The sequence below is a fragment of the Candidatus Pantoea gossypiicola genome, assembly GCF_008632075.1.
Classification (GTDB): Bacteria; Pseudomonadota; Gammaproteobacteria; order Enterobacterales; family Enterobacteriaceae; genus Pantoea; species Pantoea gossypiicola.
The window spans coordinates 1-26,327 of record NZ_VWVM01000008.1; the positions used below are offsets into that span (position 1 = coordinate 1).

General features: G+C 54.9%; 24 protein-coding genes. 13 read left to right on the forward strand and 11 right to left on the reverse strand.

Translation table 11 applies throughout. The features are described from left to right. Positions 1-189 precede the first annotated feature (189 nt). The 4 genes from fbaA to tkt form a co-directional block, all read right to left on the reverse strand. Complete coding sequence (fbaA, locus tag F3I20_RS11870) at positions 190-1,269, reverse strand: class II fructose-bisphosphate aldolase (protein ID WP_013358958.1); 1,080 nt, start codon at positions 1,267-1,269, stop codon at positions 190-192. A 105-nt stretch (positions 1,270-1,374) separates the two neighbouring features. Beyond that, positions 1,375-2,538, reverse strand: a complete 1,164-nt coding sequence (pgk, locus tag F3I20_RS11875; RefSeq protein ID WP_150014184.1) for a phosphoglycerate kinase — start codon at positions 2,536-2,538, stop codon at positions 1,375-1,377. Between the two features lie 51 nt (positions 2,539-2,589). Next, positions 2,590-3,609 (reverse strand): erythrose-4-phosphate dehydrogenase, encoded by a 1,020-nt coding sequence (epd, locus tag F3I20_RS11880; RefSeq protein WP_150038545.1) that lies wholly within the window; start codon positions 3,607-3,609, stop codon positions 2,590-2,592. Between the two features lie 313 nt (positions 3,610-3,922). Next, positions 3,923-5,917 (reverse strand): transketolase, encoded by a 1,995-nt coding sequence (tkt, locus tag F3I20_RS11885; RefSeq protein WP_150038547.1) that lies wholly within the window; start codon positions 5,915-5,917, stop codon positions 3,923-3,925. Positions 5,918-6,188: 271 nt separating this feature from the next. Here tkt and loiP point away from each other — a divergent pair, with 271 nt between their 5' ends. Further along, the gene (loiP, locus tag F3I20_RS11890) at positions 6,189-6,944 is read left to right on the forward strand and encodes a metalloprotease LoiP (RefSeq protein ID WP_150014190.1); all 756 of its coding nucleotides are present in this window, start codon (positions 6,189-6,191) and stop codon (positions 6,942-6,944) included. A gap of 59 nt (positions 6,945-7,003) precedes the next feature. Here loiP and F3I20_RS11895 read toward each other — a convergent pair whose 3' ends face one another. From F3I20_RS11895 to speA, 3 genes are all read right to left on the reverse strand, one after another. Further along, positions 7,004-7,414, reverse strand: coding sequence for a YidB family protein (locus F3I20_RS11895; RefSeq protein ID WP_150014192.1), 411 nt, complete (start codon positions 7,412-7,414; stop codon positions 7,004-7,006). 187 nt (positions 7,415-7,601) lie between these two features. Beyond that, positions 7,602-8,522, reverse strand: a complete 921-nt coding sequence (gene speB / locus F3I20_RS11900) for an agmatinase (RefSeq protein WP_010248847.1) — start codon at positions 8,520-8,522, stop codon at positions 7,602-7,604. 170 nt (positions 8,523-8,692) lie between these two features. After that, positions 8,693-10,669, reverse strand: coding sequence for a biosynthetic arginine decarboxylase (gene speA, locus F3I20_RS11905; protein WP_150014194.1), 1,977 nt, complete (start codon positions 10,667-10,669; stop codon positions 8,693-8,695). An 843-nt stretch (positions 10,670-11,512) separates the two neighbouring features. Here speA and metK point away from each other — a divergent pair. Next, positions 11,513-12,664, forward strand: a complete 1,152-nt coding sequence (gene metK, locus F3I20_RS11910) for a methionine adenosyltransferase (protein ID WP_150014196.1) — start codon at positions 11,513-11,515, stop codon at positions 12,662-12,664. A gap of 533 nt (positions 12,665-13,197) precedes the next feature. Further along, positions 13,198-14,595 (forward strand): sugar porter family MFS transporter, encoded by a 1,398-nt coding sequence (locus F3I20_RS11915; RefSeq protein WP_098052428.1) that lies wholly within the window; start codon positions 13,198-13,200, stop codon positions 14,593-14,595. A gap of 80 nt (positions 14,596-14,675) precedes the next feature. Here the strand turns inward: F3I20_RS11915 and F3I20_RS11920 are convergent, their stop codons facing one another. Then, the gene (locus F3I20_RS11920) at positions 14,676-15,944 is read right to left on the reverse strand and encodes an O-antigen ligase family protein (protein WP_223811654.1); all 1,269 of its coding nucleotides are present in this window, start codon (positions 15,942-15,944) and stop codon (positions 14,676-14,678) included. Beyond that, on the reverse strand, positions 15,934-17,079 hold the full coding sequence (locus F3I20_RS11925) for a glycosyltransferase (RefSeq protein WP_150014198.1): 1,146 nt from the start codon (positions 17,077-17,079) through the stop codon (positions 15,934-15,936). The genes F3I20_RS11920 and F3I20_RS11925 overlap by 11 nt, the downstream gene beginning before the upstream one ends. 210 nt (positions 17,080-17,289) lie before the next feature. On the opposite strand from F3I20_RS11925, the gene F3I20_RS11930 reads away from it, so the two are divergent. From F3I20_RS11930 to ruvX, 6 genes are all read left to right on the forward strand, one after another. Beyond that, positions 17,290-17,802, forward strand: coding sequence for a SprT family zinc-dependent metalloprotease (locus tag F3I20_RS11930; RefSeq protein WP_150014234.1), 513 nt, complete (start codon positions 17,290-17,292; stop codon positions 17,800-17,802). Positions 17,803-17,878: 76 nt separating this feature from the next. Then, entirely contained in the window at positions 17,879-18,583 is a 705-nt protein-coding gene (endA, locus tag F3I20_RS11935; RefSeq protein WP_150038549.1) for a deoxyribonuclease I, read from the forward strand. 70 nt (positions 18,584-18,653) lie between these two features. Continuing rightward, on the forward strand, positions 18,654-19,385 hold the full coding sequence (gene rsmE, locus F3I20_RS11940; RefSeq protein WP_150038551.1) for a 16S rRNA (uracil(1498)-N(3))-methyltransferase: 732 nt from the start codon (positions 18,654-18,656) through the stop codon (positions 19,383-19,385). Positions 19,386-19,491: 106 nt separating this feature from the next. Further along, positions 19,492-20,436 (forward strand): glutathione synthase, encoded by a 945-nt coding sequence (gshB, locus tag F3I20_RS11945; RefSeq protein ID WP_150038553.1) that lies wholly within the window; start codon positions 19,492-19,494, stop codon positions 20,434-20,436. Between the two features lie 87 nt (positions 20,437-20,523). Next, entirely contained in the window at positions 20,524-21,087 is a 564-nt protein-coding gene (locus F3I20_RS11950) for a YqgE/AlgH family protein (protein ID WP_013358975.1), read from the forward strand. After that, the gene (gene ruvX / locus F3I20_RS11955; RefSeq protein WP_150014206.1) at positions 21,087-21,506 is read left to right on the forward strand and encodes a Holliday junction resolvase RuvX; all 420 of its coding nucleotides are present in this window, start codon (positions 21,087-21,089) and stop codon (positions 21,504-21,506) included. Before F3I20_RS11950 ends, ruvX begins: the two co-directional genes overlap by 1 nt. A 5-nt stretch (positions 21,507-21,511) precedes the next feature. Here ruvX and F3I20_RS11960 read toward each other — a convergent pair whose 3' ends face one another. Next, positions 21,512-22,507 carry a type IV pilus twitching motility protein PilT gene (locus tag F3I20_RS11960; protein ID WP_150014208.1) on the reverse strand — a complete coding sequence of 332 codons (996 nt, stop codon included), beginning with the start codon at positions 22,505-22,507 and terminating at the stop codon, positions 21,512-21,514. Positions 22,508-22,521: 14 nt separating this feature from the next. Between F3I20_RS11960 and F3I20_RS11965 the strand changes: the two genes are divergently transcribed. Genes F3I20_RS11965 through hemW form a run of 4 tightly spaced genes read left to right on the forward strand, consistent with a single transcriptional unit; the run spans position 22,522 to position 25,543 of the window. Continuing rightward, positions 22,522-23,229, forward strand: coding sequence for a YggS family pyridoxal phosphate-dependent enzyme (locus F3I20_RS11965; RefSeq protein ID WP_150014210.1), 708 nt, complete (start codon positions 22,522-22,524; stop codon positions 23,227-23,229). Positions 23,230-23,241: 12 nt separating this feature from the next. Beyond that, the gene (locus tag F3I20_RS11970) at positions 23,242-23,796 is read left to right on the forward strand and encodes a YggT family protein (RefSeq protein WP_150014212.1); all 555 of its coding nucleotides are present in this window, start codon (positions 23,242-23,244) and stop codon (positions 23,794-23,796) included. A 21-nt stretch (positions 23,797-23,817) separates the two neighbouring features. Then, complete coding sequence (locus F3I20_RS11975) at positions 23,818-24,411, forward strand: XTP/dITP diphosphatase (RefSeq protein WP_150014214.1); 594 nt, start codon at positions 23,818-23,820, stop codon at positions 24,409-24,411. Then, complete coding sequence (gene hemW / locus F3I20_RS11980) at positions 24,404-25,543, forward strand: radical SAM family heme chaperone HemW (protein WP_150014216.1); 1,140 nt, start codon at positions 24,404-24,406, stop codon at positions 25,541-25,543. The genes F3I20_RS11975 and hemW overlap by 8 nt, the downstream gene beginning before the upstream one ends. 36 nt (positions 25,544-25,579) lie before the next feature. Here hemW and F3I20_RS11985 read toward each other — a convergent pair whose 3' ends face one another. Then, the gene (locus F3I20_RS11985; protein ID WP_150014218.1) at positions 25,580-26,296 is read right to left on the reverse strand and encodes a YggN family protein; all 717 of its coding nucleotides are present in this window, start codon (positions 26,294-26,296) and stop codon (positions 25,580-25,582) included. Between the last annotated feature and the right edge of the window lie 31 nt (positions 26,297-26,327).

The window sequence follows — 26,327 nt, forward strand, 5'->3', positions numbered from 1 at the left end:
CAACCTGCTCAACGACAGCCAGTTTAAAAGACAGAGAGTAATCGCGTTGTGTACGTTTAACATACTGTTTCATCACATTCTCCTGAAAACACCGGGTAAATGTGTCAACGCTATTCAGGACGGGTCAATCTGACAAAAAAAGGGCAAAAAAAAGGCCCTTTCGGGCCTTTTTTGTACTGAATGAATCAGTTACAGCACGTCGACAGCGTTAAGCTCTTTGAAAGCCTGCTCCAGACGCACGACCATTGAGGCCTGGGCAGAACGCAGCCAGACGCGTGGGTCGTAGTATTTTTTGTTTGGCTTGTCGTCGCCTTCCGGGTTACCCAGCTGCGACTGCAGATAGCCTTCGTTCTTTTTGTAGTACTGCAGGATGCCGTCCCAGGTGGCCCACTGGGTGTCGGTATCGATGTTCATCTTGATCACGCCGTAGCTGATAGACTCTTCGATTTCTGCAGCTGAAGAACCTGAACCGCCGTGGAAAACGAAGTCCAGCGCGTTGTGCGGCAGGCCATGTTTTTCACACACATATTTCTGCGAATCACGCAGAATGGTTGGGGTCAGTTTCACGTTACCTGGCTTGTAAACGCCGTGGACGTTACCGAATGAAGCTGCAATGGTGAAGCGCGGGCTGATTGCATGCAGTTTTTCGTACGCGTAGTTCACATCTTCTGGCTGGGTGTAGAGCGCAGAGGCGTCCATATGGCTGTTATCCACGCCATCTTCTTCACCACCGGTACAGCCCAGTTCGATTTCCAGCGTCATGTCGAGTTTCGCCATACGCGCCAGGTACTTGCTGCTGATCTCGATGTTCTCTTCCAGAGACTCTTCTGACAGGTCGATCATGTGAGAAGAGAAAAGTGGTTTACCGTTTTTCTGGAAGTACTCTTCACCTGCGTCCAGCAGACCGTCGATCCATGGCAGCAGTTTCTTGGCACAGTGGTCAGTGTGCAGGATCACCGGCACGCCATACTGCTCAGCCATCAGGTGAACATGGTGTGCACCCGCGATAGCGCCGAAAATGGCCGCGCCCTGTGGTTTATCAGTCTTAAAGCCTTTACCTGCGATAAATGCAGCACCACCGTTAGAGAACTGAATGATGATGGGCGCTTTAACCTTCGCAGCAGCTTCCAGTGCGGCATTGATAGAGTCGGTGCCGACGCAGTTTACGGCTGGCAGTGCGAACTTGTTCTCTTTCGCAACTTTGAAGATCTTCTGTACGTCATCACCAGTGACAACGCCGGGTTTTACGAAATCAAAAATTTTAGACATGATTGTGTCCTGTTTCGTGACCGTTGTTCCCGCTCGGGAACCTCGATTTAAACGCCCAGACGGGCAAGACTTCAGGCGATGCCACCAGGCATCGCCCCCAAAGGATTACTGCTTCGCACGCTCTTCCAGCATAGCAACTGCAGGCAGCTTTTTACCTTCCACGAACTCAAGGAACGCGCCGCCGCCGGTAGAAATGTAGGAAATTTTGTCTTCAATGCCGAACAGGTCGATAGCCGCTAAGGTATCGCCACCGCCAGCAACAGAGAAGGCATCGCTGTCTGCAATGGCGTTCGCCACGATCTCGGTGCCTTTACGGAAGTTAGGGAACTCGAACACGCCAACCGGGCCGTTCCACAGGATAGTTTTCGCATCCTTCAGGATAGCCGCCATCGCCTGGGCAGTTTCGTCACCAAAATCCATAATCTCTTCGTTATCCGCGACTTCCGAAACCTTTTTCACGGTCGCTGGCGCAGTTTCAGAGAATTCTGTGCCGACGCGTGAGTCAGTCGGAACCGGGATACCGTGCTGATCGCGCAGGCCTTTGGCCGCTTCAACGAAGTCTGGTTCATAGAGTGATTTACCGACTTTGTTATCGATAGCCACGAAGGTGTTCGCGATGCCGCCGCCCACAATCACGGTGTCCGCGATTTTGACCAGAGACTGCAGCACGTCAAATTTGGTAGAGACTTTAGAACCGCCGACGACAGCCACCAGCGGACGCTCCGGGTTGCTCATGACTTTACCCAGCGCTTCGAGTTCTGCAGAGAGCAGCGGACCCGCACAGGCGACAGGGGCAAATTTGCCGACGCCGTGGGTAGACGCCTGCGCACGGTGCGCAGTACCAAAGGCGTCCATCACGAAAACGTCGCACAGCGCAGCATATTTTTTAGACAGCGCTTCGTCGTCTTTCTTTTCGCCTTTGTTAAAGCGAACGTTTTCCAGCACAACCAGTTCGCCAGCGCCGACTTCAACGCCATCGAGGTAATCTTTTGCCAGGGTCACATTGGTGCCGCTCAGCTTCTCTTTCAGGTAGTTAACTACCGGCAGCAGCGAGAACTCTTCGTTGTATTCACCTTCGGTCGGACGACCCAGGTGGGAGGTAACCATCACTTTCGCGCCCTGTTTCAACGCCGCTTCAATGGTTGGCAGAGAAGCACGGATACGTGCATCAGACGTCACTTTACCTTCTTTAACTGGTACGTTCAGATCGGCACGGATCAGAACGCGTTTGCCAGCCAGATCCAGATCGGTCATCTTAATTACAGACATGGTGAACCCTCTCGTTGATTCTCATAAGTTTTGCCAGACGCAAACCGCGTCTTACCTGAAACCGCTTGCGGCCATCGCTAACGTCGTGTCGAGCATTCGGTTAGCAAAGCCCCATTCGTTGTCACACCAGACCAGGGTCTTGATAAGGTGTTGACCGCTGACCCGCGTTTGTGTTCCATCCACAATGGCACTGTGCGGATCATGGTTAAAATCTACTGAGACTAACGGTAATTCCGTATAGTCAACTATACCACGAAATGCCCCTTCTGCCGCGCTCCGCAACAGGGTGTTAACATCACACGCTGTCACCGCGTTATGCACAGAAACGCTGAGATCAATGGCCGTCACGTTAATCGTCGGGACGCGAACGGCTATCGCCTCAAAGCGATCGTTGAATTTCGGAAAAATACGGGTAATGCCGGCCGCCAGACGCGTATCTACCGGGATGATCGACTGACTGGCTGCGCGTGTGCGGCGCAGATCGCTGTGATAGGCGTCGATCACCTGCTGATCGTGCATCGCCGAGTGGATCGTAGTGACGGTACCGGATTCGATTCCAAACGCATCATCCAGCAGTTTAATGACCGGAATAATGCAGTTCGTCGTACAGGATGCGTTGGAAACGATGCGGTCGCTGGCGGTCAGCGCCTGCTGGTTAACGCCATACACCACCGTGGCGTCGAGATCGTTGCCGCCGGGATGAGAGAACAGCACTTTTTTAGCGCCCGCCTGCAGATGCGCTTCGCCATCGGCCCGTGAGCCATAGACGCCGGTGCAGTCCAGCACCACATCCACGTCGAGTTCACGCCACGGCAGATCGGCAATATCTGCACGGTGCAGGATACGCAGGGTATCACCGCCCACCCACATCACATCGCGCTCCTGACGGACGTCGAAAGCAAAACGACCATGGCTGGTATCGTATTTCAGCAGGTGCGCCATACCGGTGGCTTCTGCCAGCTCGTTAATGGCGACCACAGTGATCTCTGCACGTCGGCCCGTTTCATAGAGCGCGCGCAGGACGTTGCGTCCAATCCGGCCAAAACCATTTATCGCTATCCGTACCGTCATTTCTCTCCTGCCACGTCAGACTGAAAAAAACGTGCCGTTAGCCTGAGCGTTTCACTGCATTTTGTACAGGAGATTCTTACCCGGCATTGTCCGAAATCAGGGCAATATCCACAGCGACTGAAACGGTTCAGCCACAATAATAGAAGGAAGGAATAACAGGAATGACTGTGATCAATCTGACTGCTTAAATTTGGATCTGCGTCACAAATTCGGGCCATTGTCAGTTATTACTGGAGGAATAATAAATAAAGGGACGACAATTTCGCCCCTCTTGTTTCACTGCCAGACGGGAACGGACCCGCCTGGCCGGTTTTTACGCCAGCAGCGCCTTCGCTTTCGCGACCACGTTGTCGACGGTGAAGCCAAACAGTTCAAACAGCTGATCCGCAGGTGCAGATTCACCGAAGCTGGTCATACCCACGATAGCGCCGTTCAGTCCGGTGTATTTGAACCAGTAATCCGCGATGCCCGCTTCGATAGCGACGCGTGCGCTGACCGCTTTCGGCAATACAGATTCGCGGTACTCATCGCTCTGCTTGTCAAAAGCATCCGTTGACGGCATAGAGACCACGCGTACTTTGCGGCCTTCGCTGGTGAGTTTGTCCCAGGCACCGACAGCCAGTTCAACTTCTGAACCGGTGGCGATCAGGATCAGCTCAGGGGTGCCGTCGCACTCTTTCAGCACATAACCGCCACGTGCCACGTTAGCCAGCTGTGTAGCATCACGTTCCTGCTGCGCCAGGTTCTGACGAGAGAAAATCAGCGCGGTCGGGCCATCTTTACGCTCAATGGCATATTTCCACGCCACCGCAGATTCAACCTGGTCACAGGGACGCCACAGGCTCATGTTTGGTGTGGTACGCAGGCTCACCATCTGCTCAACCGGCTGATGCGTCGGGCCATCTTCGCCCAGACCGATAGAGTCGTGCGTGTAGACCATGATCTGACGGATCTTCATCAGTGCCGCCATACGCGCGGCATTACGCGCATACTCCACGAACATCAGGAAGGTGGCGGTGTACGGCAGGAAGCCGCCATGCAGCGCCAGGCCATTAGCGATAGCGGTCATACCGAACTCGCGCACGCCGTAATGGATGTAGTTACCCGCTGCATCTTCGTTGATTGGCTTAGACCCAGACCAGATAGTCAGGTTGCTCGGTGCCAGGTCGGCTGAGCCGCCCAGGTATTCCGGCAGAATTTTACCAAAGGCTTCGATAGCGTTTTGTGAGGCTTTACGGCTGGCGATCTTCGCCGGGTTCGCCTGCAGCTGCTCAACGAACTTCTGTGACTCTTCCTGCCAGTTAGCAGGCAGTTCGTTGCTGACGCGACGTTTGAACTCGGCAGCCAGTTCAGGATGTGCCTGCGCATACGCAGCGAATTTCTCATCCCATGCAGATTCTTTCGCCTGGCCCGCTTCTTTCGCGTCCCACTCAGCGTAGATGTCAGAAGGAATAACGAATGGCGCGTGGTTCCAGCCCAGCTGTTTACGGGTCAGTGCCACTTCATCATCACCCAGCGGTGCGCCGTGTGAATCATGCGTACCCGCTTTGTTCGGTGAACCAAAGCCGATAACGGTTTTGCACATCAGCAGTGAGGGCTTGTCGCTGACGCTTTTCGCTTCGTCGATCGCTTTAGCAATTGCATCCGCATCGTGACCATCAACGCCGCGCACTACGTGCCAGCCATACGCTTCAAAGCGCTTCGCGGTGTCATCGGTGAACCAGCCATCAATGTGACCGTCGATGGAGATACCGTTGTCATCATAGAACGCAACCAGTTTGCCCAGCTTCAGCGTACCGGCCAGCGAGCAGACTTCGTGCGAGATACCTTCCATCATGCAACCATCACCCATGAAGACATAGGTGTTGTGGTCTACGATGTCATGACCCGGACGGTTGAACTGTGCGGCCAGCGTGCGCTCCGCAATGGCGAAGCCGACTGCGTTTGCAATGCCCTGCCCCAGCGGGCCGGTGGTGGTTTCAACGCCCACGGTGTAGCCATATTCCGGGTGACCTGGAGTTTTTGAGTGCAGCTGGCGGAAGTTTTCCAGTTCGCTCAGTGGCAGATCGTAGCCGGTCAGATGCAGCAGGCTGTAGATCAGCATGGAGCCGTGGCCGTTAGAGAGGACGAAACGGTCACGGTCGGCCCACAGCGGGTTGGTTGGGTTGTGGTTCAGGTAGCCGCGCCAGAGTACTTCAGCGATGTCCGCCATGCCCATTGGGGCACCCGGATGTCCCGATTTCGCTTTCTGTACTGCATCCATACTTAACGCACGAATGGCGTTGGCAAGCTCTTTACGAGAGGGCATTTTCTACTCCAGGTCGGATTAATGCTTCGCGCCTTAACTTATTGTTATTAATGAGTTAGTGGGCAAAACAAGGAAAAAGTTGCCCATCAATGTACATGAAAATCGGGGCAAAAGTACATGCTGTAAAACGCTAAATGTAACCGCTTCGTATGGCTTTTCCGGCCAACTCTGCTAGCAAAGTCCAGAGTGGCACGCTATAACCAAATCGTTTATTCACCTGAGTGAGTTTCAGGTGTTTGTTTTTCTTACCTTGTTATGAATGGGATAGAGCATGAAAATCCAGAAAACGGTGTTAGCGCTTGGGCTGGCAACGCTGCTTAGCGGCTGTCAGGGTTTAGACAATAATGCGCTGATGCAGTCGGGCGCGCAGGCGTATCAGGCTTATTCCCTGAGCGACGATCAGGTTAAGCAGCTCAGCGATAAATCCTGTGAGCAGATGGACAAAGATAATCAGGTTGCGCCTGCAGGCAGCGAGTATCAGCAGCGCCTGAACAAGATCGCCGCCGCGCTGGGCGACAACATCAACGGCGTTCCGGCGAACTACAAGGTTTATCAGACCAAAGATGTCAACGCCTGGGCGATGGCAAACGGCTGTATCCGCGTTTACAGCGGCCTGATGGATATGATGACCGATAATGAAGTGGAAGGCGTTCTGGGCCATGAGATGGGGCACGTGGCGTTAGGCCATACGCGTAAGGCAATGCAGCTGGCGTATGCCACGACCGCAGCCCGCACGGCAGCGGCCTCGGTGGGCGGCGTGATCGGTTCACTGTCTCAGTCGCAGCTGGGTGAAATGGGTGAAAAACTGGTGAATGCACAGTTCTCCCAGACGCAGGAATCGCAGGCGGATGACTACTCTTACGATTTGATGAAGAAGCGCAATATCAATCCGGAAGGCCTGGTGACCAGCTTTGAGAAACTGGCGAAACTGGAACAGGGACGTCAGAGTTCAATGTTTGACTCGCACCCTGCTTCGGAAGCACGCGCCGAGCACATCCGTGAGCGTATTGCTGCTGACGCGAAGTAACGCATAACCAGGCGCATGCACCGTGCATGCGCCTGGAGAGTCTGGTCAGTATCCGTGGCCTAACGTTTGAATATCTGATCTACCATCGAACCTAAATCGAGTTTGTTCTCGTGCAGCGATGCTTCATCCATGTGCCCCTGAGGTGACATCTTATCGATTAACTGCGGCAGGATCACCGCCAGCGTGCCCGCGGCACCTTTCACGTCGGTTCCCAGCTTATCCGCCAGTGACTGCAGTTCCGCCTCACCAAACGCTGAGTGGATGTCGCTATGTTCTACCGGCTGATTTGACCCGGTGCCGATCCACGAACCAAACACCTCACCCAGCCCGCCCTGCTGGAATTTTTGCAGCAGCACTTCGATGCCGCCCTGCTCCTGTACCCAGTGCCAGACCGCCTGCAGCTGCCCAGGCAGATGCCCGTCACTCTGGTTACCCTGCAGCGCTCCCGCCAGTTCATCCAGAAAGCCCATAATTGCCTCCACGTTGAGAATTGATATCCGTCAGTTTAGTTGCTGATGCGCGGTTATGCCTGAGGCGCGTGCGGTATCAAAGGGGAGAATAAACAGGGGGAAGCGCATGGGAGTCGTTGGGAGTATTTCGCCGCATCCGGCAGCAGCGCAAAGCCTGACGGGTTGACCCGGCAGGCTCAGGACAGAATTAGCCCTTGTTCACGGCCTGAACATGCAGCATATCCAGTGCCAGCGTCGCCGCCGCCAGAGCCGTTAAATCTGCATGGTCGTAACCCGGTGCCACTTCGACCAGATCCATGCCGACAATGTTCATACCCTGCAGGCCACGAATCAGCTTAGTCGCTTTATCGGTGGTCAGGCCGCCAATGACCGGCGTGCCGGTGCCAGGCGCATGGGCCGGATCCAGACAGTCGATGTCGAAGGTCAGATAAACCGGCAAATCGCCGACGGTGCGTTTTACTTCGGCGAGGATATCGTCAACGCTGCGGTCATTGACCTGCGCCGCATCCAGCACGTTGAAGCCCAGGCTCTTGTCGAACTCGGTACGGATACCGATCTGCACGGAGTGCTGTGGATCGATCAGACCCTCTTTCGGCGCGGTAAAGAACATGGTGCCGTGGTCAAAGGTCGGGCCGTTGGAATAGGTGTCGGTATGGGCATCAAAATGCACCAGCGCCATCTTGCCGAAATGTTTTGCATGAGCGCGAAGCAGTGGCAGTGTGACGTAGTGATCGCCACCAAAGGTCATCATGCGCTTGCCATTGGCCAGCAGTTTTTCAGCATGGGCCTGTAACTTATCAGAGAGGTCCTGCGAGTCACCGAAGGCGTAAACCAGATCGCCACAGTCGACGACGTTCAGGCGCTGGCGCAGGTCGAAATCCCACGGCCAGCGACAGCCTTCCCAGGCCAGATTAGTAGAGATCTGGCGGATTGCGCCCGGACCCAGGCGGCTGCCCGGACGACCGGAAGTGGCAGCATCAAACGGCACGCCGGTGATAACCCACTCGGCGTCGCTGTCGTAAGGCTGGAAATTCAGCGGAAAACGCATGAAGCCAAAGGCGTTAGAAACCAGGGAGTTGTCGTACTGATTGCCAAGCGTGTTATACATAATTGCTCTCTCTATGTGCGTAAGACGGGCCAGGCCCGCAAGCCATTAAGGTTGAGATGAAAAAAATCCCCTCCGCGTCGTTAGGCCCGACGAGGAAGGGATTGAGTGGTTCAGATTATCGACATAGTTAACGGCAACTGCAATATGCGATTGCGGGCTGCCGAAGCCGATTACTCATCTTCTAAATAGGTGTATCCGTAGAGGCCGCTCTCAAACTCTTCCAGGAACTGCGCGCGCAGCTCGTCGTCGAGATCGGATCCCTGCACCTGATTGCGGAACAGCGCCATCAGCTCGTTAGGATCAAGCTGCACGTAACGCAGCATGTCAGCCACGGTGTCACCCTCATCCGAAAGCTGGACTTCAACTTCGCCATTTTCGCGTGCGTAGACATCCACCGCTTCGGTGTCACCGAACAGGTTGTGCATATTGCCCAGGATTTCCTGATAAGCCCCAACCATAAAGAAGCCCAGCATTGGCGGGTTATCAACGTCATATTGCGGCATCGGCATGGTGGTTGCGATACCGTCGCCATCGACGTAGTGATCGATGGTGCCATCAGAGTCACAGGTGATGTCGAGCAGCACGGCACGACGCTCTGGCTTCTTGTTCAGCCCTTCCAGCGGCAGGACCGGGAACAGCTGATCGATACCCCACGCATCCGGCATAGACTGGAACAGCGAGAAGTTAACGTAGATCTTATCCGCCATCCGCTCCTGCAGTTCGTCGATAATCGGACGGTGCGCACGGTTGCTGGGATCAAGATGCTGCTGAATGTAGTGGCAGATGCTCAGATAGAGCTGCTCAGCCCATGAACGCTGCTTGAGATCGTAAGTGCCAGACGCGTAGCCGGTATGGATATCAGACAGATCCATCTGGCTGTCGTGCAGCCATTCACGTAGCGAACGGCGGGTGTCCGGCTCGTGCATCTCCTGCCAGGTTTCCCACATGCTGAGGATCGGGCGCGGCGCATCCACATCCGGCGTTTCGGGTTCGCTGAACTCGTTACGCTCCACACCGATGATGTTGGAGACCAGCACCGTGTGGTGCGCGGTCACGGCACGTCCGGACTCAGTGATCACCGTCGGATGGTCCAGACCGTGCTCATCACAGGCAGAGCCAATCGCCCAGATCACATTGTTAGCGTACTCATTCAGGCCATAGTTGACCGAGCAGTCAGACTGCGAGCGTGTGCCTTCGTAATCGACGCCCAGACCGCCGCCGACGTCGAAACATTTGATGTTAACGCCCAGCTTCGCCAGTTCGACGTAGAAGCGCGCCGACTCACGCACACCGGTAGCGATGTCGCGAATATTGGACATCTGCGAACCCAGATGGAAGTGCAGTAGCTGCAGGCTGTCGATGCGACCTGCTTCACGCATGATCTCAACCAGCTTCAGCACCTGGGTCGCGGACAGGCCAAACTTCGACTTTTCGCCGCCACTCGATTGCCATTTACCGGAGCCCTGTGAAGCCAGACGTGCACGGATACCGAGACGCGGCACCACATTCAGACGTTCTGCTTCTTCCAGCACCAGCCGTACTTCTGTCATCTTCTCCAGCACCAGATAGACTTTGTGGCCCATCTTCTCGCCGATCAGCGCCAGACGAATATATTCACGGTCTTTATAGCCGTTACAGACAATCACCGAGCGCGTCTGACCGGCGTGCGCCAGCACCGCCATCAGCTCTGCTTTCGAACCCGCTTCCAGTCCCAGCGGCTCGCCACAGTGGATCAGCGACTCAATCACGCGTTTATGCTGGTTAACTTTGATTGGGTAAACCAGGAAGTAGTCGCCTTTGTAACCGTAAGATTCACGTGCACGCTTAAAGGCGGCGTTAATCGAACGCAGACGGTGTTGCAGAATCTGTGGGAAGCAGAATAAGGCAGGCAGACGCTGGCCCTGTGCTTCGCGCTCTTTCACCAGACGGGCTAAATCGACGCGCACATCCGGACGATCCGGATCGGGGCAGACACTGATGTGGCCCAGTTCGTTAACGTCGTAATAGTTGTTGCCCCACCAGGCGATGTTGTACGTACGCAACATTTTGCTCGCATCCTGATCGTTCATTGCAACCTCCTGCATGGAGCGGAGTGTACCCTGTTCGCCAGCTGACGAACCTTTGATATTCTTCATGTCGTCAGACATCGCGAACCTCAATTTTCCGTTGAAAGATAAAACTGTTAACCGGCTTTATGGCCGCTAATCTGAAAACCTGTTGCCACATTAAATGCACTGTCCTGTTCACCTGACATTGCCGTCAGCGCGATTCGCGCATGAGAGTTAAGTGTAAAACACCCTGGCCATCTCCGTTGAAACTGAGAACATTTAACCGATCACTATTGACCATGGATAATCTGCGTCGTTCCGCTGCGGGGACGCAGAGAAGAGACAAAACCGATCGAGCAGAGATAAAGATTAGCCGGCACCTGTGTCGGTAAAATTACCGCATCGGACGTCGTGTCGGCAGAAAAGAGGAACAGATGGGAAGCAGGAGAGAGCCAGCGCCACGCCGCAGCGCAGAGAATCGGAAAGAGAAAAAGCGTGGTTCATTACTTGTATCACCTCCGCATATGCCAGGGGCACATGGAAAACAACCTGGGTGAAAGCCAGATCAGAGTCCGACAGGCGCGACGCAGACAGTGGCGTCATCCTTGCTGCGGCTAGCGAAGCAGCGGCGTTTTATACCGTTTACGGAGCTAAAAAGCAAAAAGATTATCGGGTAATTACGTGGAGTGTCAGCAAATTATGCCGATAAAGGTGACAGGTAAAATGCCGAAACAGAAAAAGGGCTGGTAATTGGTTTATCCTCTATCCTAAAATAGCCGTCCAGATGGTTTTCCATCTAAACAGGTTAATATCCAGGCGGTGTTGGCCTGCTGTGCTGACACAACCTCACTGCTCGCGGCTTTGCCTGAAGGGGCGTCAGGTCAGATAACCTCACTGGCGCTATGCAGTCGAATTCAAACCATATTTAAGGTAAAGAACAGAATGGCTAAACACCTTTTTACGTCCGAGTCCGTATCAGAAGGACATCCCGATAAAATCGCCGACCAGATTTCCGATGCCGTGCTGGATGCGATCCTGGAACAGGATCCAAAAGCGCGTGTGGCCTGCGAAACCTACGTTAAAACCGGTATGGTGCTGGTTGGCGGTGAAATCACCACCAGCGCCTGGGTCGATATCGAAGAGATCACCCGTAACACCGTTCGCGAAATCGGCTATGTTCATTCCGATATGGGCTTTGATGCCAACTCCTGTGCGGTATTAAGCGCGATTGGTAAACAGTCTCAGGATATCAATCAGGGCGTTGACCGTACCGATCCGCTGGAACAGGGCGCGGGCGACCAGGGCCTGATGTTCGGCTATGCCACCAACGAAACAGACGTGCTGATGCCTGCGCCGGTGACCTATGCGCACCGTCTGGTGCAGCGTCAGGCTGAAGTGCGTAAAAACGGCATCCTGCCGTGGCTGCGTCCGGATGCCAAGAGCCAGGTCACTTTCCAGTATGACGATGGCAAAATTGTCGGCATCGATGCGGTCGTGCTCTCGACCCAGCATGCGGAATCCATCAGCCAGAAAGATCTGCAGGAAGCGGTGATGGAAGAGATCATCAAGCCGGTTCTGCCAGCAGAATGGCTGAGCGCCTCAACCAAATATCACATCAACCCAACCGGTCGCTTTGTGATCGGCGGTCCGATGGGTGATTGCGGTCTGACCGGTCGTAAAATCATCGTGGATACTTACGGCGGCATGGCGCGTCACGGTGGCGGTGCGTTCTCGGGTAAAGATCCCTCAAAAGTTGACCGCTCTGCAGCTTATGCAGCGCGTTACGTGGCGAAAAATATCGTGGCGGCGGGTCTGGCTGACCGTTGTGAAATCCAGGTTTCCTACGCAATCGGCGTGGCGGAACCGACCTCCATCATGGTGGAAACCTTCGGCACAGAGAAAATCTCGACTGAACAGCTGACGCTGCTCGTACGCGAGTTCTTCGACCTGCGTCCATATGGTCTGATTCAGATGCTGGATCTGCTGCACCCAATCTATAAAGAGACCGCTGCTTATGGTCACTTTGGTCGCGAACATTTCCCGTGGGAAAAAACCGACAAAGCGGCTCTGCTGCGTGAAGCAGCTGGCCTGTAAGATCAGCGACTGCTGATGAAAACCCTGCCCCTGCGGCGGGGTTTTTTATCGCCTTTTCAGCCCCACAGCTGACCGGAGAATTTTCTCTTTCTCATACAGACTGCACGCCATATTCGCGCAGTTCATGGCTATCGTCAGACGCTATAAAAACAAATCTGCCCGACATCTCTTTCACTCTGCAGCAAATTTTCCATTCTCAGCTACACTTCTTTTCGCTTTTTCTGACGACAAAATGTTAACGATTACAAATTGAAATGCTTTGTTTTTCTGATATTTAGGAATTAACGCACGTAGTTATTATGCTGAAAATGCGTTATTTTCAGCGTCGTCTGATAGCCACTAAATAGAGCATTGTCAGAAACTCAATGAGTGCTATACCTCACTGGTTAATTAATCTTTCCGGGAAAAATATGCTGAATTTCAGGGTTTCAGCGTGTGTAAGCGATTACACTGGTGTGATCAGACTCACTTTTTTCCCGCAAAAGGTTTTTTAACATTGATAAAAACAATGATGGATAAACCTGGAGGCTCCCATGCCTGGCAATACACACAAAAGCAGAACTTCAAATAAGGCGATGACCTTATTTGTCTGCTTTCTGGCGGCCCTTGCGGGACTGCTGTTCGGTCTGGATATCGGCGTTATCGCCGGTGCTCTGCCGTTTATCGCAAAGGACTTTAACGTTACTCCTCATCAGCAGGAGTGGATCGTCAGTTCCATGATGTTTGGTGCGGCGGTCGGTGCTATCGGCAGCGGCTGGATGTCTTCCCGCCTGGGCCGTAAAAAAAGCCTGATGGCCGGTGCGATTCTGTTCGTTATCGGTTCACTCTGGTCGGCAATGTCGCCGAACCCGGAAATGCTGATCAGCGCCCGCGTTCTGCTGGGCCTGGCAGTGGGTATCGCTTCTTATACTGCCCCGCTTTATCTTTCTGAGATCGCTCCGGAAAAAATTCGCGGCAGTATGATTTCGCTTTACCAGTTGATGATCACCATCGGTATTCTGGGTGCATACCTGTCCGATACCGCCTTCAGCTTTACCGGCAACTGGCGCTGGATGCTGGGCATCATCACCATTCCGGCACTGCTTTTATTGATTGGTGTTTTCTTCCTGCCAAACAGCCCACGCTGGCTGGCGGCACGAGGCAACTTCCGTGATGCACAGCGCGTACTGGATCGTCTGCGTGACACCAGTGAGCAGGCAAAACGTGAACTGGAAGAGATTCGTGAAAGCCTGAAGATCAAACAGTCTGGCTGGGGTCTGTTCACCAGCAGCAGCCACTTCCGTCGTGCGGTCTATCTCGGCATCCTGTTGCAGGTCATGCAGCAGTTTACCGGCATGAACGTCATCATGTATTACGCACCAAAAATCTTCGAAATCGCGGGCTTCACCAACACCACCCAGCAGATGTGGGGCACGGTGATTGTAGGTCTGGTTAACGTACTGGCCACCTTCATCGCTATTGGTCTGGTGGATCGCTGGGGACGTAAACCTACGTTGATTCTGGGCTTTATGGTGATGGCAGCCGGTATGGGCGTCCTGGGTACGATGCTGCATTTCGGCATCCACTCTGCGGGCGCGCAGTACTTCGCAGTAGGTATGCTGCTGATGTTCATCGTGGGTTTTGCCATGTCAGCCGGTCCGTTGATTTGGGTACTCTGTTCCGAAATTCAGCCGCTGAAAGGCCGCGATTTCGGTATCACGGTTTCCACAACCACCAACTGGATCGCCAACATGATCGTGGGTGCGACCTTCCTGACGATGCTGAATACGCTGGGCAACGCAAACACCTTCTGGGTCTACGCACTGCTTAACCTGTTCTTTATTCTGCTAACGCTGATGCTTATCCCGGAGACCAAAAACGTCTCGCTGGAACACATCGAACGTAATCTGATGGCAGGTAAAAAACTGCGCGACATCGGTTCACGCGATTAACATTACCCGATAAAAAACGCGGTAAAAAAACGGCGGGGTTTCACTGGAAACCCCGCCGTTTTTATTTGTTCAATCCATGACTACAGCGTGTTAACCCGACCTGCCGGCAATGGCTGCCGTATGCAGCAGAGTGCCAGCGCCATAATGAAAATAGTGGCTGTCTGATTATACGGCAGTACCGAATCGGTCAGTCCGCAGATAAACAGCGCCAGCATCGGCAGCGCCACGCCGCGCAGATCGCACTTCTTAAGCCAGCCGCCAGGCACAGTCAGATAGAGTAGCGCCAGCGATAGCGTACCGAGCCAGCCCTGTAGCGTGGTCACTTCCAGAAACTCATTATGCATGTTGTATTTAACGTTGGTGTAGCCTTCAACATTTAGTGGATAGTGCGCCATGATGAACTGACGCGCCTCGGTAGTGCGCGCATCCGGCGTGGCAAAACCGCCATGGTGCTCAATAAAGTTGACCGCCCCGCCCCAGATAGCCACACGTGCGCCCAGCGAGGTCGAGCTGTTTGATCCGTAGTTCTCAATGTCCTGCACCCCTTCTACCCAGCGGTTACTGGTCATCAGGATCAGCACGGCCAGCACGCCCACTAAGAGTGCGCTAACCCGCCAGTTGGTCAGCAGCGACAGCCGCCAGGTCTGCATCAGGAACAGCAGCCCCACGGCAATCAACGCAATCAGCGTTACGCGGGTGCCGCACAGGTAGAGCAAGGCAAAGGTCACCGCCAGCACAGCGATATCGGCAATCTTCCAGTATGCATGCGTCTCGTAACGGCTCAGCCACAGCCAGGCGCAATAGATAAACAGAATCATGTAGGAGGACATGGAGGCCGCTTCGGTGGTGAGCTTGATGCGGATATTCTCGGTATAGAGATGCTCATGAATACCAAAGCCCAGCGTAATCAGCAGACCGACCAGAATTAACACCTTTCCAATGCGCAGCGTGGTTGTTGAGACCCGATTGCCATAAATCGCCAGACTAAGCAGCACAAAGGCTCCCAGCAACAGCCGCTTCGCCCCCAGCAGATAGTTGCCGATATTGGTGATGGCATCGTTTGAGGGCGCGGTCTCAATCCCCTTTGTGTGTATCGCCCAGAACAGACGGAGCAGAGCGAAGATAATCAGCACAGCAAACAGGACGATATAAAAACCGTTCTCTTTAAACGCCACTCGTCTGCGCACCACGCCATACAGCACAGACGCGACGGAGAGATAAGAGACCAGATAAAATATTTTTTGCGGCAGGCCGGATACAAACATATTCAGTGCCAGTGCCAGACAGAGCGCAATAACTGAAGCATTAACCATTAACGTTAATCCATTACGGCTGCTTTTATTCGTCATGCTTAACCTCAGTCAGACGGTTAAACACACTCATCAGGTGCTTCATATAATTTTCCTCATAAAAACCGGTGATGCTCGCTTTAATAACCTGATGATCGGGAAAGTGGAAATCCCGGCTCATGCCGTTGAGAATAGCGGCAAGCGCCATGCTGTCATTGGTGGGGTAGAGCTGACCATTGAGACCGTTCTGAATAATTTCTGACGGGCCGCTGATGCAGTCGGATGAGACGCAGTAGACGCCCCGTGACATCGCCTCCAGCAGGATCAGCGGAAAGCCTTCAAAGTTCGAGGTCATGAGCAGACAGGTGACCTGTCTGATATGGCGAATGACGTACTCCCAGGCGTTCTCCTGCCAGCCATGCCAGGTAATACGATCCTGAATGCCGAGTTGCGTCACGTAGTGCTGACACTGCGTCAGGTCTTCTCCGTCACCTACAATCTCCAGCGTCCACGGCGCATCCAGATGCTTTAACGCATCAAACAGATCTTTAAGCTGCTTCTGCCGCTGAAAATGGACGCGACCGATATAGAGAAACTTCAGCCCCTGCGGCCTGCCGATAACCACCTCATTACGCCTGATCGGGTTGTAGATAACGTCAACGTCAGTAGCGCGTGCACCCAACTCCACCAGCTGCTCTTTGATCTGCTTACTGATGGCAAAATGGTGATCGGCCCGCAGCAGATAATGGGGACGGTAGCGCTCCCGCGGTGGCAGGTGCATCCAGCTCGAAAGAACGATTTTACGTCCTGAGAGCGTAATGGCCCGGCGTGTCATCAGACAGGGAATGGTGTTGAGGGTCAGGACATGATCGGGCTGATAACGACGAAAGAAGGCGGCTATTCTCAGCGTGTGAATAAGATTTTTAATTTTCTTATTCCGCAGCGTGCAGACGCTCTCTGCCAGAACGGCGTTGGCGGTCCAGGCGCGGGAAAGGCTCTCCTCTCCGCTGTTGATAATAAACAGCCCCGCTTCCGTTCCGGGTTCCGCATTCAGAGCGGTAATCAGCTGGCAGGTCACATTCTCCATACCGCCGCGGCCAGCCATGAGATCGGTAACCAGCACAATACGCTGTTTCCTGATGTTATTATTTTTCATTGCGTTGTCCGTACACTGTGCCTTCCGCTTCTGATCCATTCACTCTGCAGTGAACATTAGCAACAGGATATTCTAAAAAACATCGTAACCATATTTAATCCAGAAATTTCAGCCAATAGCAGGGGCGCGCCGGGCCACTCGCCCGCGGTAGATCCTATGGCTCGAAACTGGCGGATGAGTATAGTCGCTGCGCTGTCGTTTTCGCGGGTAACGTTGAGTTCCTGGGCGACGGCGATTATTCTGAGCGCCATGAAAACACCTCGTCTCCCCATTGCCCTGCAGCAGGCCGTGATGCGCTCATTGCGCCAGTCGCTTGAGCGTGCAAATCAGGCCCTGAAAACCCATTATCCGGAACCGAAGCTGCTTTACCAGCAGCGCGGTACAGCGGCGGGCACCGCCTGGCTGGCCGCCTGGGAAATCCGCATCAATCCGGTGCTGCTGCTGGAAAACCAGCAGGCATTTATCGATGAAGTGGTGCCGCACGAGCTGGCGCATCTGCTGGTGTGGAAACAGTATGGCCGCGTCGCACCACACGGCAAAGAGTGGAAGTGGATGATGGAGCAGGTTCTGGGCGTTCCGGCACGCCGTACCCATCAGTTTGAGATCGCCTCCGTGCGCAGTAACACCTTTGCTTACCGCTGCCAGTGCCAGCAGCATCAACTGACGGTTCGCCGCCACAATCGTGTTCTGCGCAAAGAGAGTGAATATCGTTGCGTACACTGTGGCAGCCTGCTGGTCGCAGGCGAGTTTGTCGCTTCCTGAGAACAATCCCCATTCCGCCCCATTCCACATTCTGTTAACCTGCCGCCCTTTTTTGTACCAGGAAGAAATCCGGAATATGTCTCGCATACTAAGTCTGGCGGTTGCACTGCTGTTTGCACCTGCCGCTGACGCCCTTAATCTGAATAACTATCATCAGAATAACTTCCAGCAGGCTAAAACCTTTGCGGCGGCGATTAACGCTGATGCACCGGGTTCATTCTACTGTGGCTGCAAGATTCAGTGGCAGGGCAAAAAGGGCATTCCCGATCTCAACAGCTGTGGTTATCAGGTGCGCAGGAATGCCAATCGCGCCGGGCGCATAGAGTGGGAACATGTGATGCCGGCGTGGGAGTTTGGACATCAGCGCCAATGCTGGCAGGACGGTGGCCGCAAAAACTGCAGCAAGGACCCCGACTATCGCCGCATCGAAACCGATCTGCACAACCTGCAGCCTGCGGTGGGTGAAGTGAATGGTGACCGCGGCAACTTCGCCTACAGTCAATGGAATGGCAGCGAGAAGCAGTACGGCCAGTGTGAGATGAAGATCGATTTCAAACTCAAACAGGCGGAGCCACCCGCGCGAGCACGAGGAGCTATTGCCCGAACCTATTTCTACATGCGCGATCAGTATCATCTGCGCATTTCGCGCCAGCAGACGCAGCTGTTTACCGCCTGGGACAGGCTCTATCCTGTCACAAAATGGGAGTGCGAACGCGACCAGCGCATTGCAAAGGTTCAGGGTAATCACAATCCTTATGTGCAGCAGGCTTGCCAGCGCTAAAATCCCTGCCCTACACTAGCTTTTTTCCCCATGACGCCGCTGCAATGCGGCGTCCGGTTTCAGGAACCTTATGCGCATACCTCGCATCTATCACGCCGGGCCATTAGAGATCGGCAGTGAAATTACCCTGGATGAAGATGCATCCAATCATGTAGGCCGGGTACTCCGGATGACGGCAGGTCAGCGTCTGGAACTCTTTGATGGCACTAATCTGACTTTTGCAGCAGAGATCACGCATGTTGATAAAAAGCGTGTAAAAGTATCGCTCACAGAGAGCCAGCCGGACGATCGCGAGTCGCCTTTACATCTGCATTTAGGTCAGGTGATGTCGCGCGGTGAAAAAATGGAATTCACTATCCAGAAATCGATCGAACTGGGCGTGAATGTCATTACACCCTTGTTTTCCGAGCGCTGTGGCGTAAAGCTTGATGCTGAACGTCTGGCGAAGAAGATCCAGCAGTGGCAGAAAATTGCTATTGCCGCCTGCGAGCAATGTGGCCGTAATCGCGTGCCGGAGATTCGGGAAGCGATGACGCTGGAAGCCTGGTGTGCAGAGGCTGACAGCGGTCTGAAGCTCAACCTGCATCCGCGCGCCAGTCACAGCATCAATACGCTGCCACAGCCCGTTGAGCGGGTACGACTGCTGATTGGCCCTGAAGGCGGTTTGTCTGCGGACGAAATTGCGATGACGGCCCAGTACGACTTTACTGACATTCTGCTTGGTCCACGGGTATTACGCACCGAAACCACCGCGCTGACGGCCATCACGGCACTTCAGGTGAGGTTTGGCGACCTGGGTTAAGCGATACTTTCAGCGGAAAGAGCGCAGGCATGATGTCCTGACCGATCGGCCCACTGCAGACCGAACCAGACGAGGCGGTAAACACCGCCTCACCGAGGAGATAATAATGATTAAACTTGGCATCGTGATGGACCCTATTTCGTCCATCAATATTAAAAAAGACTCCAGCTTCGCTATGCTGCTGGAAGCGCAGCGCCGTGGTTACGAAATTCACTACATGGAGATGCACGATCTCTCCATGCGCGGTGGCGTGGCCTCTGCCCGCACCCGTCTGCTGACCGTCGAGCAGAATCCTGACAACTGGTATCAGTTCGGCAGCGAGCAGGAGATCCCGCTGGCTGACCTGAATGTGATCCTGATGCGTAAAGATCCTCCTTTCGACACCGAGTTCATCTATGCGACCTACATTCTGGAGCGCGCAGAAGAGCTGGGAACGCTGATCGTGAACAAACCGCAGAGCCTGCGTGACTGTAACGAAAAGCTCTACACCGCCTGGTTTGCGGAGTTCACGCCTGAGACCCTGGTGACCCGCCGCAAAGAGCAGCTGCGCGCCTTCTGGCAGGAGCATGGCGACATCATCATGAAACCGCTGGATGGCATGGGCGGCGCCTCTATCTTCCGCGTGAAGCAGGACGATCCTAACTTTGGCGTCATCACGGAAACCCTGACCGAGCACGAAAGCCGCTTCTGCATGGCGCAGAACTATATCCCGGCTATCAAAGAGGGTGACAAGCGTGTGCTGGTCGTGGATGGTGAGCCGGTTCCTTACTGCCTGGCGCGTATCCCGCAGGGCGGTGAAACGCGCGGCAATCTCGCCGCCGGTGGGCGCGGTGAAGCCCGTCCACTGAGCGAAAGCGACTGGGAAATTGCGCGCCGTGTTGGCCCGACGCTGAAAGCAAAAGGACTGATTTTTGTCGGTCTCGACATCATCGGTGATAAACTGACTGAAGTTAACGTGACCAGCCCGACCTGCATTCGTGAAATTGAGGCTGCGTTCCCGATCTCCATCACCGGCATGTTGATGGATGCCATTGAGAAACGCCTGGGCTGAGCAAGACGCCGGGGCGAGGCTCCGTGATCAACCCAATACCGGTGCGGCCGTCACGTGCCGGTTATTTTTTTGGTACATCGTGTGAGAATGAATTTACAACATCACTTTTTGATTGCCATGCCTTCATTGCAGGACCCTTTCTTCAAGCGTTCCGTAGTCTATCTCTGCGAACATAACGAAGAAGGTGCAATGGGACTGATCATCAATAAACCCATGGAAAACCTGACGGTTGAAGGCATTCTGAAGAAGCTGAAAATTTCTGCTGACGATCGCGACCCGGCCATCAGGCTGGATAAGCCGGTTTTCACCGGTGGCCCGCTGGCGGAAGATCGTGGCTTTATCCTGCACTCAGCACAACGCACTTTTACCTCCAGCATTCGTGTCTCAGATAACACCATTATCACCACATCCCGGGACGTGCTGGAGTCCATTGGCACTGCGTCTCAGCCCACCAATGTGCTGGTCGCGCTGGGCTATTGCGCATGGGAAAAAGATCAGCTGGAAAATGAGCTGATGGAAAATGCCTGGCTGACCACACCAGCCAACAGCAATATCCTGTTCCAGACGCCGATTTCAGAGCGCTGGCGCGAAGCGGCGCGCAGTATTGGCGTCGATATTCACAACATGGCCAGCGACGCGGGACACGCCTGATGTCAACGCAAACACTGTTAGGTTTCGACTTCGGCACCAAAAGTATTGGTGTCGCCGTCGGTCAGGAACTCACGGGCAGCGCCCGTCCGCTGGCCGCAATTAAAGCGCAGGATGGCATCCCGGACTGGCTGGTGATCGAAAAGCTGCTGAAAGAGTGGCAGCCCGATTTCGTGGTCGTCGGCCTGCCACTGAATATGGATGGCACCGAGCAGCCGCTGACTGACCGCGCACGTAAATTTGCCAACCGCCTGCACGGTCGCTTTGGCATCCGGGTAGAGCTGCAGGATGAACGACTCAGCACGGTAGAAGCACGTGCTGGCCTGTTTGAGCGCGGCGGCTATCGCGCGCTCAACAAAGGGTCGGTCGATTCACAGTCTGCTGCCATCATTTTGCAGGACTGGTTCGAAAACCATTACTGATCTGCTTACTCAATCAGACCGGCTGCCTGACGCGCCAGCCGGCTCTGCTCAAACGTCTGCATACCGGCCTGTGCGCCGGTCTGCAGCAGCGCAGGGATCTGGTGCATCTTGCCCTCCCGGATCAGATTCGTGATACCCGGTGTGGCGATCAATACCTCAAACAGTCCGATCCGCGATCCGGTAATTGAAGGCACCAGCCGCTGCGCAATCACTGCTTTCAGGCTGCCCGCGAGTTGCGTACGCACCAGTTGCTTCTCCTCCGCCGGAAAAACATCCACCAGCCGATCCACCGCCTGCGCCGCGCCACGGGTATGCAGCGTCGCCAGTACCAGATGGCCAGTCTCCGCTGCCGTCAGCGCCTGACGGATGGTGTCGCTGTCGCGCAGCTCACCCAGCAGGATGACGTCGGGATCTTCACGCAGTGCCGCCTTTATCCCCAGCGAGAACGAATCGCAGTGCAGGCCGATTTCCCGCTGCTGAATCAGCGACTGCTGGCTGTGATGAATAAATTCAATCGGATCTTCCAGCGTAATGATATGACGCGCCTGCTGACGGTTCAGCGCATCGACCAGCGCCGCCAGCGTGGTTGATTTACCGCTGCCGGTCGCACCGGTCACCAGAATCAGGCCATCCTGCTGCTCCAGCAGCGTCGGTACAATGGCAGGCAGTTTCAGACTCTCCAGCGTCGGGCACGCCGTGGCGATGATGCGCAGCGCCAGTGACAGGCCATTGCGCTGCATAAACAGATTTGCACGCAGACGCTGGCCGCAGCTCAGGCTCAGGGCGAAATCAAGCTGCCCTGCACGCTCCAGCTGCTGACGCTGCGGGTCACTGAGCCAGCGGGTCATAAACTCTGCCATCCAGGCGACAGAAAGCGGACCCTGCTGCGGAATCGCCTCCAGCCTTCCCTGCCGCCGCCAGTAGGGCAAATGTCCGCTGCAAAGGTGCAGATCGGCGGCATTATGCTTTACACTAAGCCCCACCATTTCATCCAGATTCATAATTTCTCCTGACTATGACTTCAATCCAGCAAAACCTACAGCAAGTGCGGCAGCGAATCGCCGCCGCTGCCGCGCGTTGCGGCCGCGCACCAGAAGAAATTACCCTGCTTGCAGTCAGTAAAACCAAACCTGCGAGCGCGGTCGAAGAAGCCTATACCGCTGGCCAGATTGCCTTTGGTGAAAATTACGTTCAGGAAGGGGTTGAAAAGGTTCAGGCACTGGCCGCACATCCTGAGCTGGAGTGGCACTTCATCGGCCCGTTGCAGTCTAACAAAAGCCGTCTGGTGGCGGAAAATTTCGCCTGGTGTCACACCATTGACCGCCAGCGCATTGCGCAGCGGCTTAACGATCAGCGGCCCGCCTCGCTGCCACCGCTGAATGTGTTAATTCAGGTAAATATCAGTGACGAGAACAGCAAATCTGGCATCATGCTGGAGGCCGTTTCCGGGCTGGCGGAGCAGATCGCTGCCCTGCCGCAACTGCGGCTGCGGGGATTGATGGCAATTCCGGCAGCGGAGAGTGATTACCAGCGGCAGCTGGCGGTGTGTCAGCAGATGGCGGAAGCCTTCCTACAGCTGCAACAGCAGTATGCTGGCATTGACACGCTTTCGCTGGGAATGAGCGATGACATGGAGGCGGCAATCGCCGCAGGCAGTACGATGGTGCGTATCGGCACCGCCATTTTTGGCGCACGGGATTATGCGCACAACTCACAACAATAACAGAGGAACTTCATGTTAACACTGACGTTTTTAGTAAAAACGCTGATCGATCTCTACGTCATGGTGCTGCTGTTACGCATCTGGATGCAGTGGTCCCGCTGCGATTTTTACAATCCAGTGGCGCAGTTTGTCGTAAAAGTGACACAGCCGATTGTTAAGCCGCTGCGTCGCATACTGCCGGCTCTGGGGCCAATTGATACCGCCTCGCTGCTGCTGGCCTTTGTGCTGACCACGCTGAAATACCCGATTCTGCTGCTGATTCAGGTGGGCGTGTTCTCGGTTGACCCAACCAATCTCCTGGTCGGTCTGCTGTCGCTGGTGAAATCCGCCGGCTATCTGGTCTTCTGGGTCATTATCGTACGCTCTCTGATGAGCTGGATCAGCCAGGGACGTGGCCCGGTCGATTATCTGCTGGTGCAGTTAACCGAGCCGATGATGGCCCCTGTTCGCCGTATTCTGCCTGCGATGGGCGGCATCGATTTTTCTGCGATGATCGTCATCCTGGTGCTGTATGCCCTGAACTTTCTCGGCATGGACCTGTTCCCGGGTCTCTGGTATCTGCTGTAAATGAATCAAACTGGAACTGTTATGCAAAAAGTTGTGCTCGCAACCGGCAATCCCGGCAAAGTGCGTGAACTGGCGGAGTTACTCTCCGCCTTTGGTCTGGATATCGTCGCACAGACTGACCTTGGGGTTGAATCGGCAGAAGAGACCGGCCTGACCTTTATTGAGAACGCCATTCTCAAAGCGCGTCACGCGGCACAGATCACCGGATTACCGGCCATCGCCGATGACTCCGGCCTGGCCGTGGATGCGCTGGGCGGCGCGCCTGGCATCTATTCGGCGCGCTACGCCGGTGAAGAGGCGAGCGATCAGCAGAACCTGGAGAAGCTATTGCAGGCGCTGGAGAACGTCCCTGACGGTCAGCGCCAGGCGCAGTTCCACTGCGTGCTGGTCTATCTGCGTCATGCAGAAGACCCGACGCCACTGGTGTTCCACGGCAGCTGGCAGGGCGAGATCGCTCGCTCCGCCTCTGGCGACGGCGGCTTTGGTTACGACCCGATTTTCTTTGTCCCGGCGCTGGGTAAAACCGCGGCCGGGCTGAGCAAAGCGGAAAAAGGTGCGGTTTCTCACCGGGGTAAAGCATTGACGCTGTTGCTGGAAGCGATGCGTAATGCCTAATCTGCCGCCGTTAAGTCTTTACATCCACATTCCGTGGTGCGTTCAGAAGTGCCCCTACTGTGATTTTAACTCCCATGCGCTGAAAGATGAGGTGCCGCACGTTGAATATGTGCAGCACCTGCTGCGCGATCTGGAGATCGACCTGCCGCTGATCAATGGCCGGGAAGTGCGCACGATTTTCATTGGTGGCGGCACGCCCAGCCTGCTGAGCAGCAGCGCGATGCAGATGCTGATGGATGGCGTGCGGGCGCGTCTGACGCTCTCCCCTGATGCGGAAGTGACCATGGAAGCCAATCCTGGCACCGTGGAAGCGGACCGGTTCAGCGCTTATCAGCGTGCCGGTATCAACCGTATTTCGATTGGTGTACAGAGTTTCAGTCCGCAAAAGCTGCAGCGTCTGGGCCGCATTCATGGCCCGGAAGAGGCCGTCCGCGCCGCCGAACTGGCGGAGTCGCTGTCGCTGCGCAGCTTTAACCTCGACCTGATGCATGGCCTGCCCGATCAGTCGCTGGAAGAGGCACTCGATGATTTACGTCAGGCGATTGCGCTGAATCCGCCGCATCTCTCCTGGTACCAGCTCACCATCGAACCCAACACCCTGTTTGGTTCCCGTCCGCCGGTGCTGCCAGATGATGATGCACTGTGGGATATTTTCGAACAGGGCGATCGGCTGCTGCAGGCGGCCGGTTATCAGCAGTATGAGACCTCCGCCTACGCGAAGCCGGGTTATCGCTGCGAACACAACCTGAATTACTGGCGCTTTGGCGACTATCTGGGGATTGGCTGTGGCGCACACGGCAAGCTGACGCAGCCGGATGGTCGCATTGTCCGCACGGTGAAAACCCGTCATCCGCGTGGATTTATGCAGGGTAACTACTGCGAAAAGCAGTATGAGGTTGCCGATAGCGACAAGCCGTTTGAATATTTCATGAACCGCTTTCGCCTGCTGGAGGCCGCGCCGCGCGACGAGTTCAGCCGCTACACCGGTTTATCAGAAGAGGTGATCCGTCCGCAAATGGATGCCGCGATTGCCGCCGGTTACGTGACTGAAACCGCTGATCAGTGGCAGATTACGGAGAAAGGGAAGCTGTTCCTGAATTCGCTGCTGGAGCTGTTTTTAGCAGAAGAGTAGCAAAAGCGCCTCAGCCCGGCAGGCTGAGGCGTTAACTTATTTTTTCAGTGCGCGGGTGAGCTGTTTACGCTGATCTTCCAGCGAAATAACGCGATTACACACTTCGTGTCCGAAGTTCTGGAAATCCTGCTCCTGCTTACTCCACTCAGCCTGAATCGACTGTTGCAGACCGCCCAGATTGCCCATAATCGCCTGCAGCGGATTACTGCCGCCACTGCCCTGCTTACTGCCCATCTCATTCAGACTATCCTGCATCACGCCGCCCAGCGTTGACTGCACCAGCCTTTCGCCTTCGGCGCGCACCTGATCAATCGCCTGATGGTGGAACGTCAGACCGTCTTCCCGGTGTTCAATGATGCGGTTCATCTGCTGTTTCAGCTGGCCATTCAGCGTGGTCAGGCGATTACGCACGTTGCTGTCAGTGCCCAGTTTTTCAACGATGACCCGATCCAGTGCCGCACGTCCTTTCTCCAGACGGGATGTCGCTCCGCTGTCGATCCACGGCAGATCCCGACGCAGCGCGTTCTGATAGTCGATCGCTTTCTGCCGTTCAGCGATATCCAGCGAAACTTTCTGGCCATTGAACTGTACATCGCCCTGCGGCGAGATTTCTATATTGCCGTTAGCACCGACCACCTGCACGCTCTGCGGCTTAATCACCACATCGTCCTGTGGCTTAACGCTGCATTCGTAGGCTGCCTGAGCCTGAGTTGCTGCCACCAGCAGCACAGCAAGAAGCGCTTTACGCATCATATCTACTCCCTAAGATCGGGTCTGAAACCCG

Bases quoted from the DNA above. Each gene is read 5' to 3' on its own strand.
- fbaA (WP_013358958.1), bottom strand. From the start codon at position 1,269: ATGTCTAAAATTTTTGATTTCGTAAAACCCGGCGTTGTCACTGGTGAT.
- pgk (WP_150014184.1), bottom strand. From the start codon at position 2,538: ATGTCTGTAATTAAGATGACCGATCTGGATCTGGCTGGCAAACGCGTT.
- epd (WP_150038545.1), bottom strand. From the start codon at position 3,609: ATGACGGTACGGATAGCGATAAATGGTTTTGGCCGGATTGGACGCAAC.
- tkt (WP_150038547.1), bottom strand. From the start codon at position 5,917: ATGCCCTCTCGTAAAGAGCTTGCCAACGCCATTCGTGCGTTAAGTATG.
- loiP (WP_150014190.1), top strand. From the start codon at position 6,189: ATGAAAATCCAGAAAACGGTGTTAGCGCTTGGGCTGGCAACGCTGCTT.
- F3I20_RS11895 (WP_150014192.1), bottom strand. From the start codon at position 7,414: ATGGGCTTTCTGGATGAACTGGCGGGAGCGCTGCAGGGTAACCAGAGT.
- speB (WP_010248847.1), bottom strand. From the start codon at position 8,522: ATGTATAACACGCTTGGCAATCAGTACGACAACTCCCTGGTTTCTAAC.
- speA (WP_150014194.1), bottom strand. From the start codon at position 10,669: ATGTCTGACGACATGAAGAATATCAAAGGTTCGTCAGCTGGCGAACAG.
- metK (WP_150014196.1), top strand. From the start codon at position 11,513: ATGGCTAAACACCTTTTTACGTCCGAGTCCGTATCAGAAGGACATCCC.
- F3I20_RS11915 (WP_098052428.1), top strand. From the start codon at position 13,198: ATGCCTGGCAATACACACAAAAGCAGAACTTCAAATAAGGCGATGACC.
- F3I20_RS11920 (WP_223811654.1), bottom strand. From the start codon at position 15,944: ATGACGAATAAAAGCAGCCGTAATGGATTAACGTTAATGGTTAATGCT.
- F3I20_RS11925 (WP_150014198.1), bottom strand. From the start codon at position 17,079: ATGGATCAGAAGCGGAAGGCACAGTGTACGGACAACGCAATGAAAAAT.
- F3I20_RS11930 (WP_150014234.1), top strand. From the start codon at position 17,290: ATGAAAACACCTCGTCTCCCCATTGCCCTGCAGCAGGCCGTGATGCGC.
- endA (WP_150038549.1), top strand. From the start codon at position 17,879: ATGTCTCGCATACTAAGTCTGGCGGTTGCACTGCTGTTTGCACCTGCC.
- rsmE (WP_150038551.1), top strand. From the start codon at position 18,654: ATGCGCATACCTCGCATCTATCACGCCGGGCCATTAGAGATCGGCAGT.
- gshB (WP_150038553.1), top strand. From the start codon at position 19,492: ATGATTAAACTTGGCATCGTGATGGACCCTATTTCGTCCATCAATATT.
- F3I20_RS11950 (WP_013358975.1), top strand. From the start codon at position 20,524: ATGAATTTACAACATCACTTTTTGATTGCCATGCCTTCATTGCAGGAC.
- ruvX (WP_150014206.1), top strand. From the start codon at position 21,087: ATGTCAACGCAAACACTGTTAGGTTTCGACTTCGGCACCAAAAGTATT.
- F3I20_RS11960 (WP_150014208.1), bottom strand. From the start codon at position 22,507: ATGAATCTGGATGAAATGGTGGGGCTTAGTGTAAAGCATAATGCCGCC.
- F3I20_RS11965 (WP_150014210.1), top strand. From the start codon at position 22,522: ATGACTTCAATCCAGCAAAACCTACAGCAAGTGCGGCAGCGAATCGCC.
- F3I20_RS11970 (WP_150014212.1), top strand. From the start codon at position 23,242: ATGTTAACACTGACGTTTTTAGTAAAAACGCTGATCGATCTCTACGTC.
- F3I20_RS11975 (WP_150014214.1), top strand. From the start codon at position 23,818: ATGCAAAAAGTTGTGCTCGCAACCGGCAATCCCGGCAAAGTGCGTGAA.
- hemW (WP_150014216.1), top strand. From the start codon at position 24,404: ATGCCTAATCTGCCGCCGTTAAGTCTTTACATCCACATTCCGTGGTGC.
- F3I20_RS11985 (WP_150014218.1), bottom strand. From the start codon at position 26,296: ATGATGCGTAAAGCGCTTCTTGCTGTGCTGCTGGTGGCAGCAACTCAG.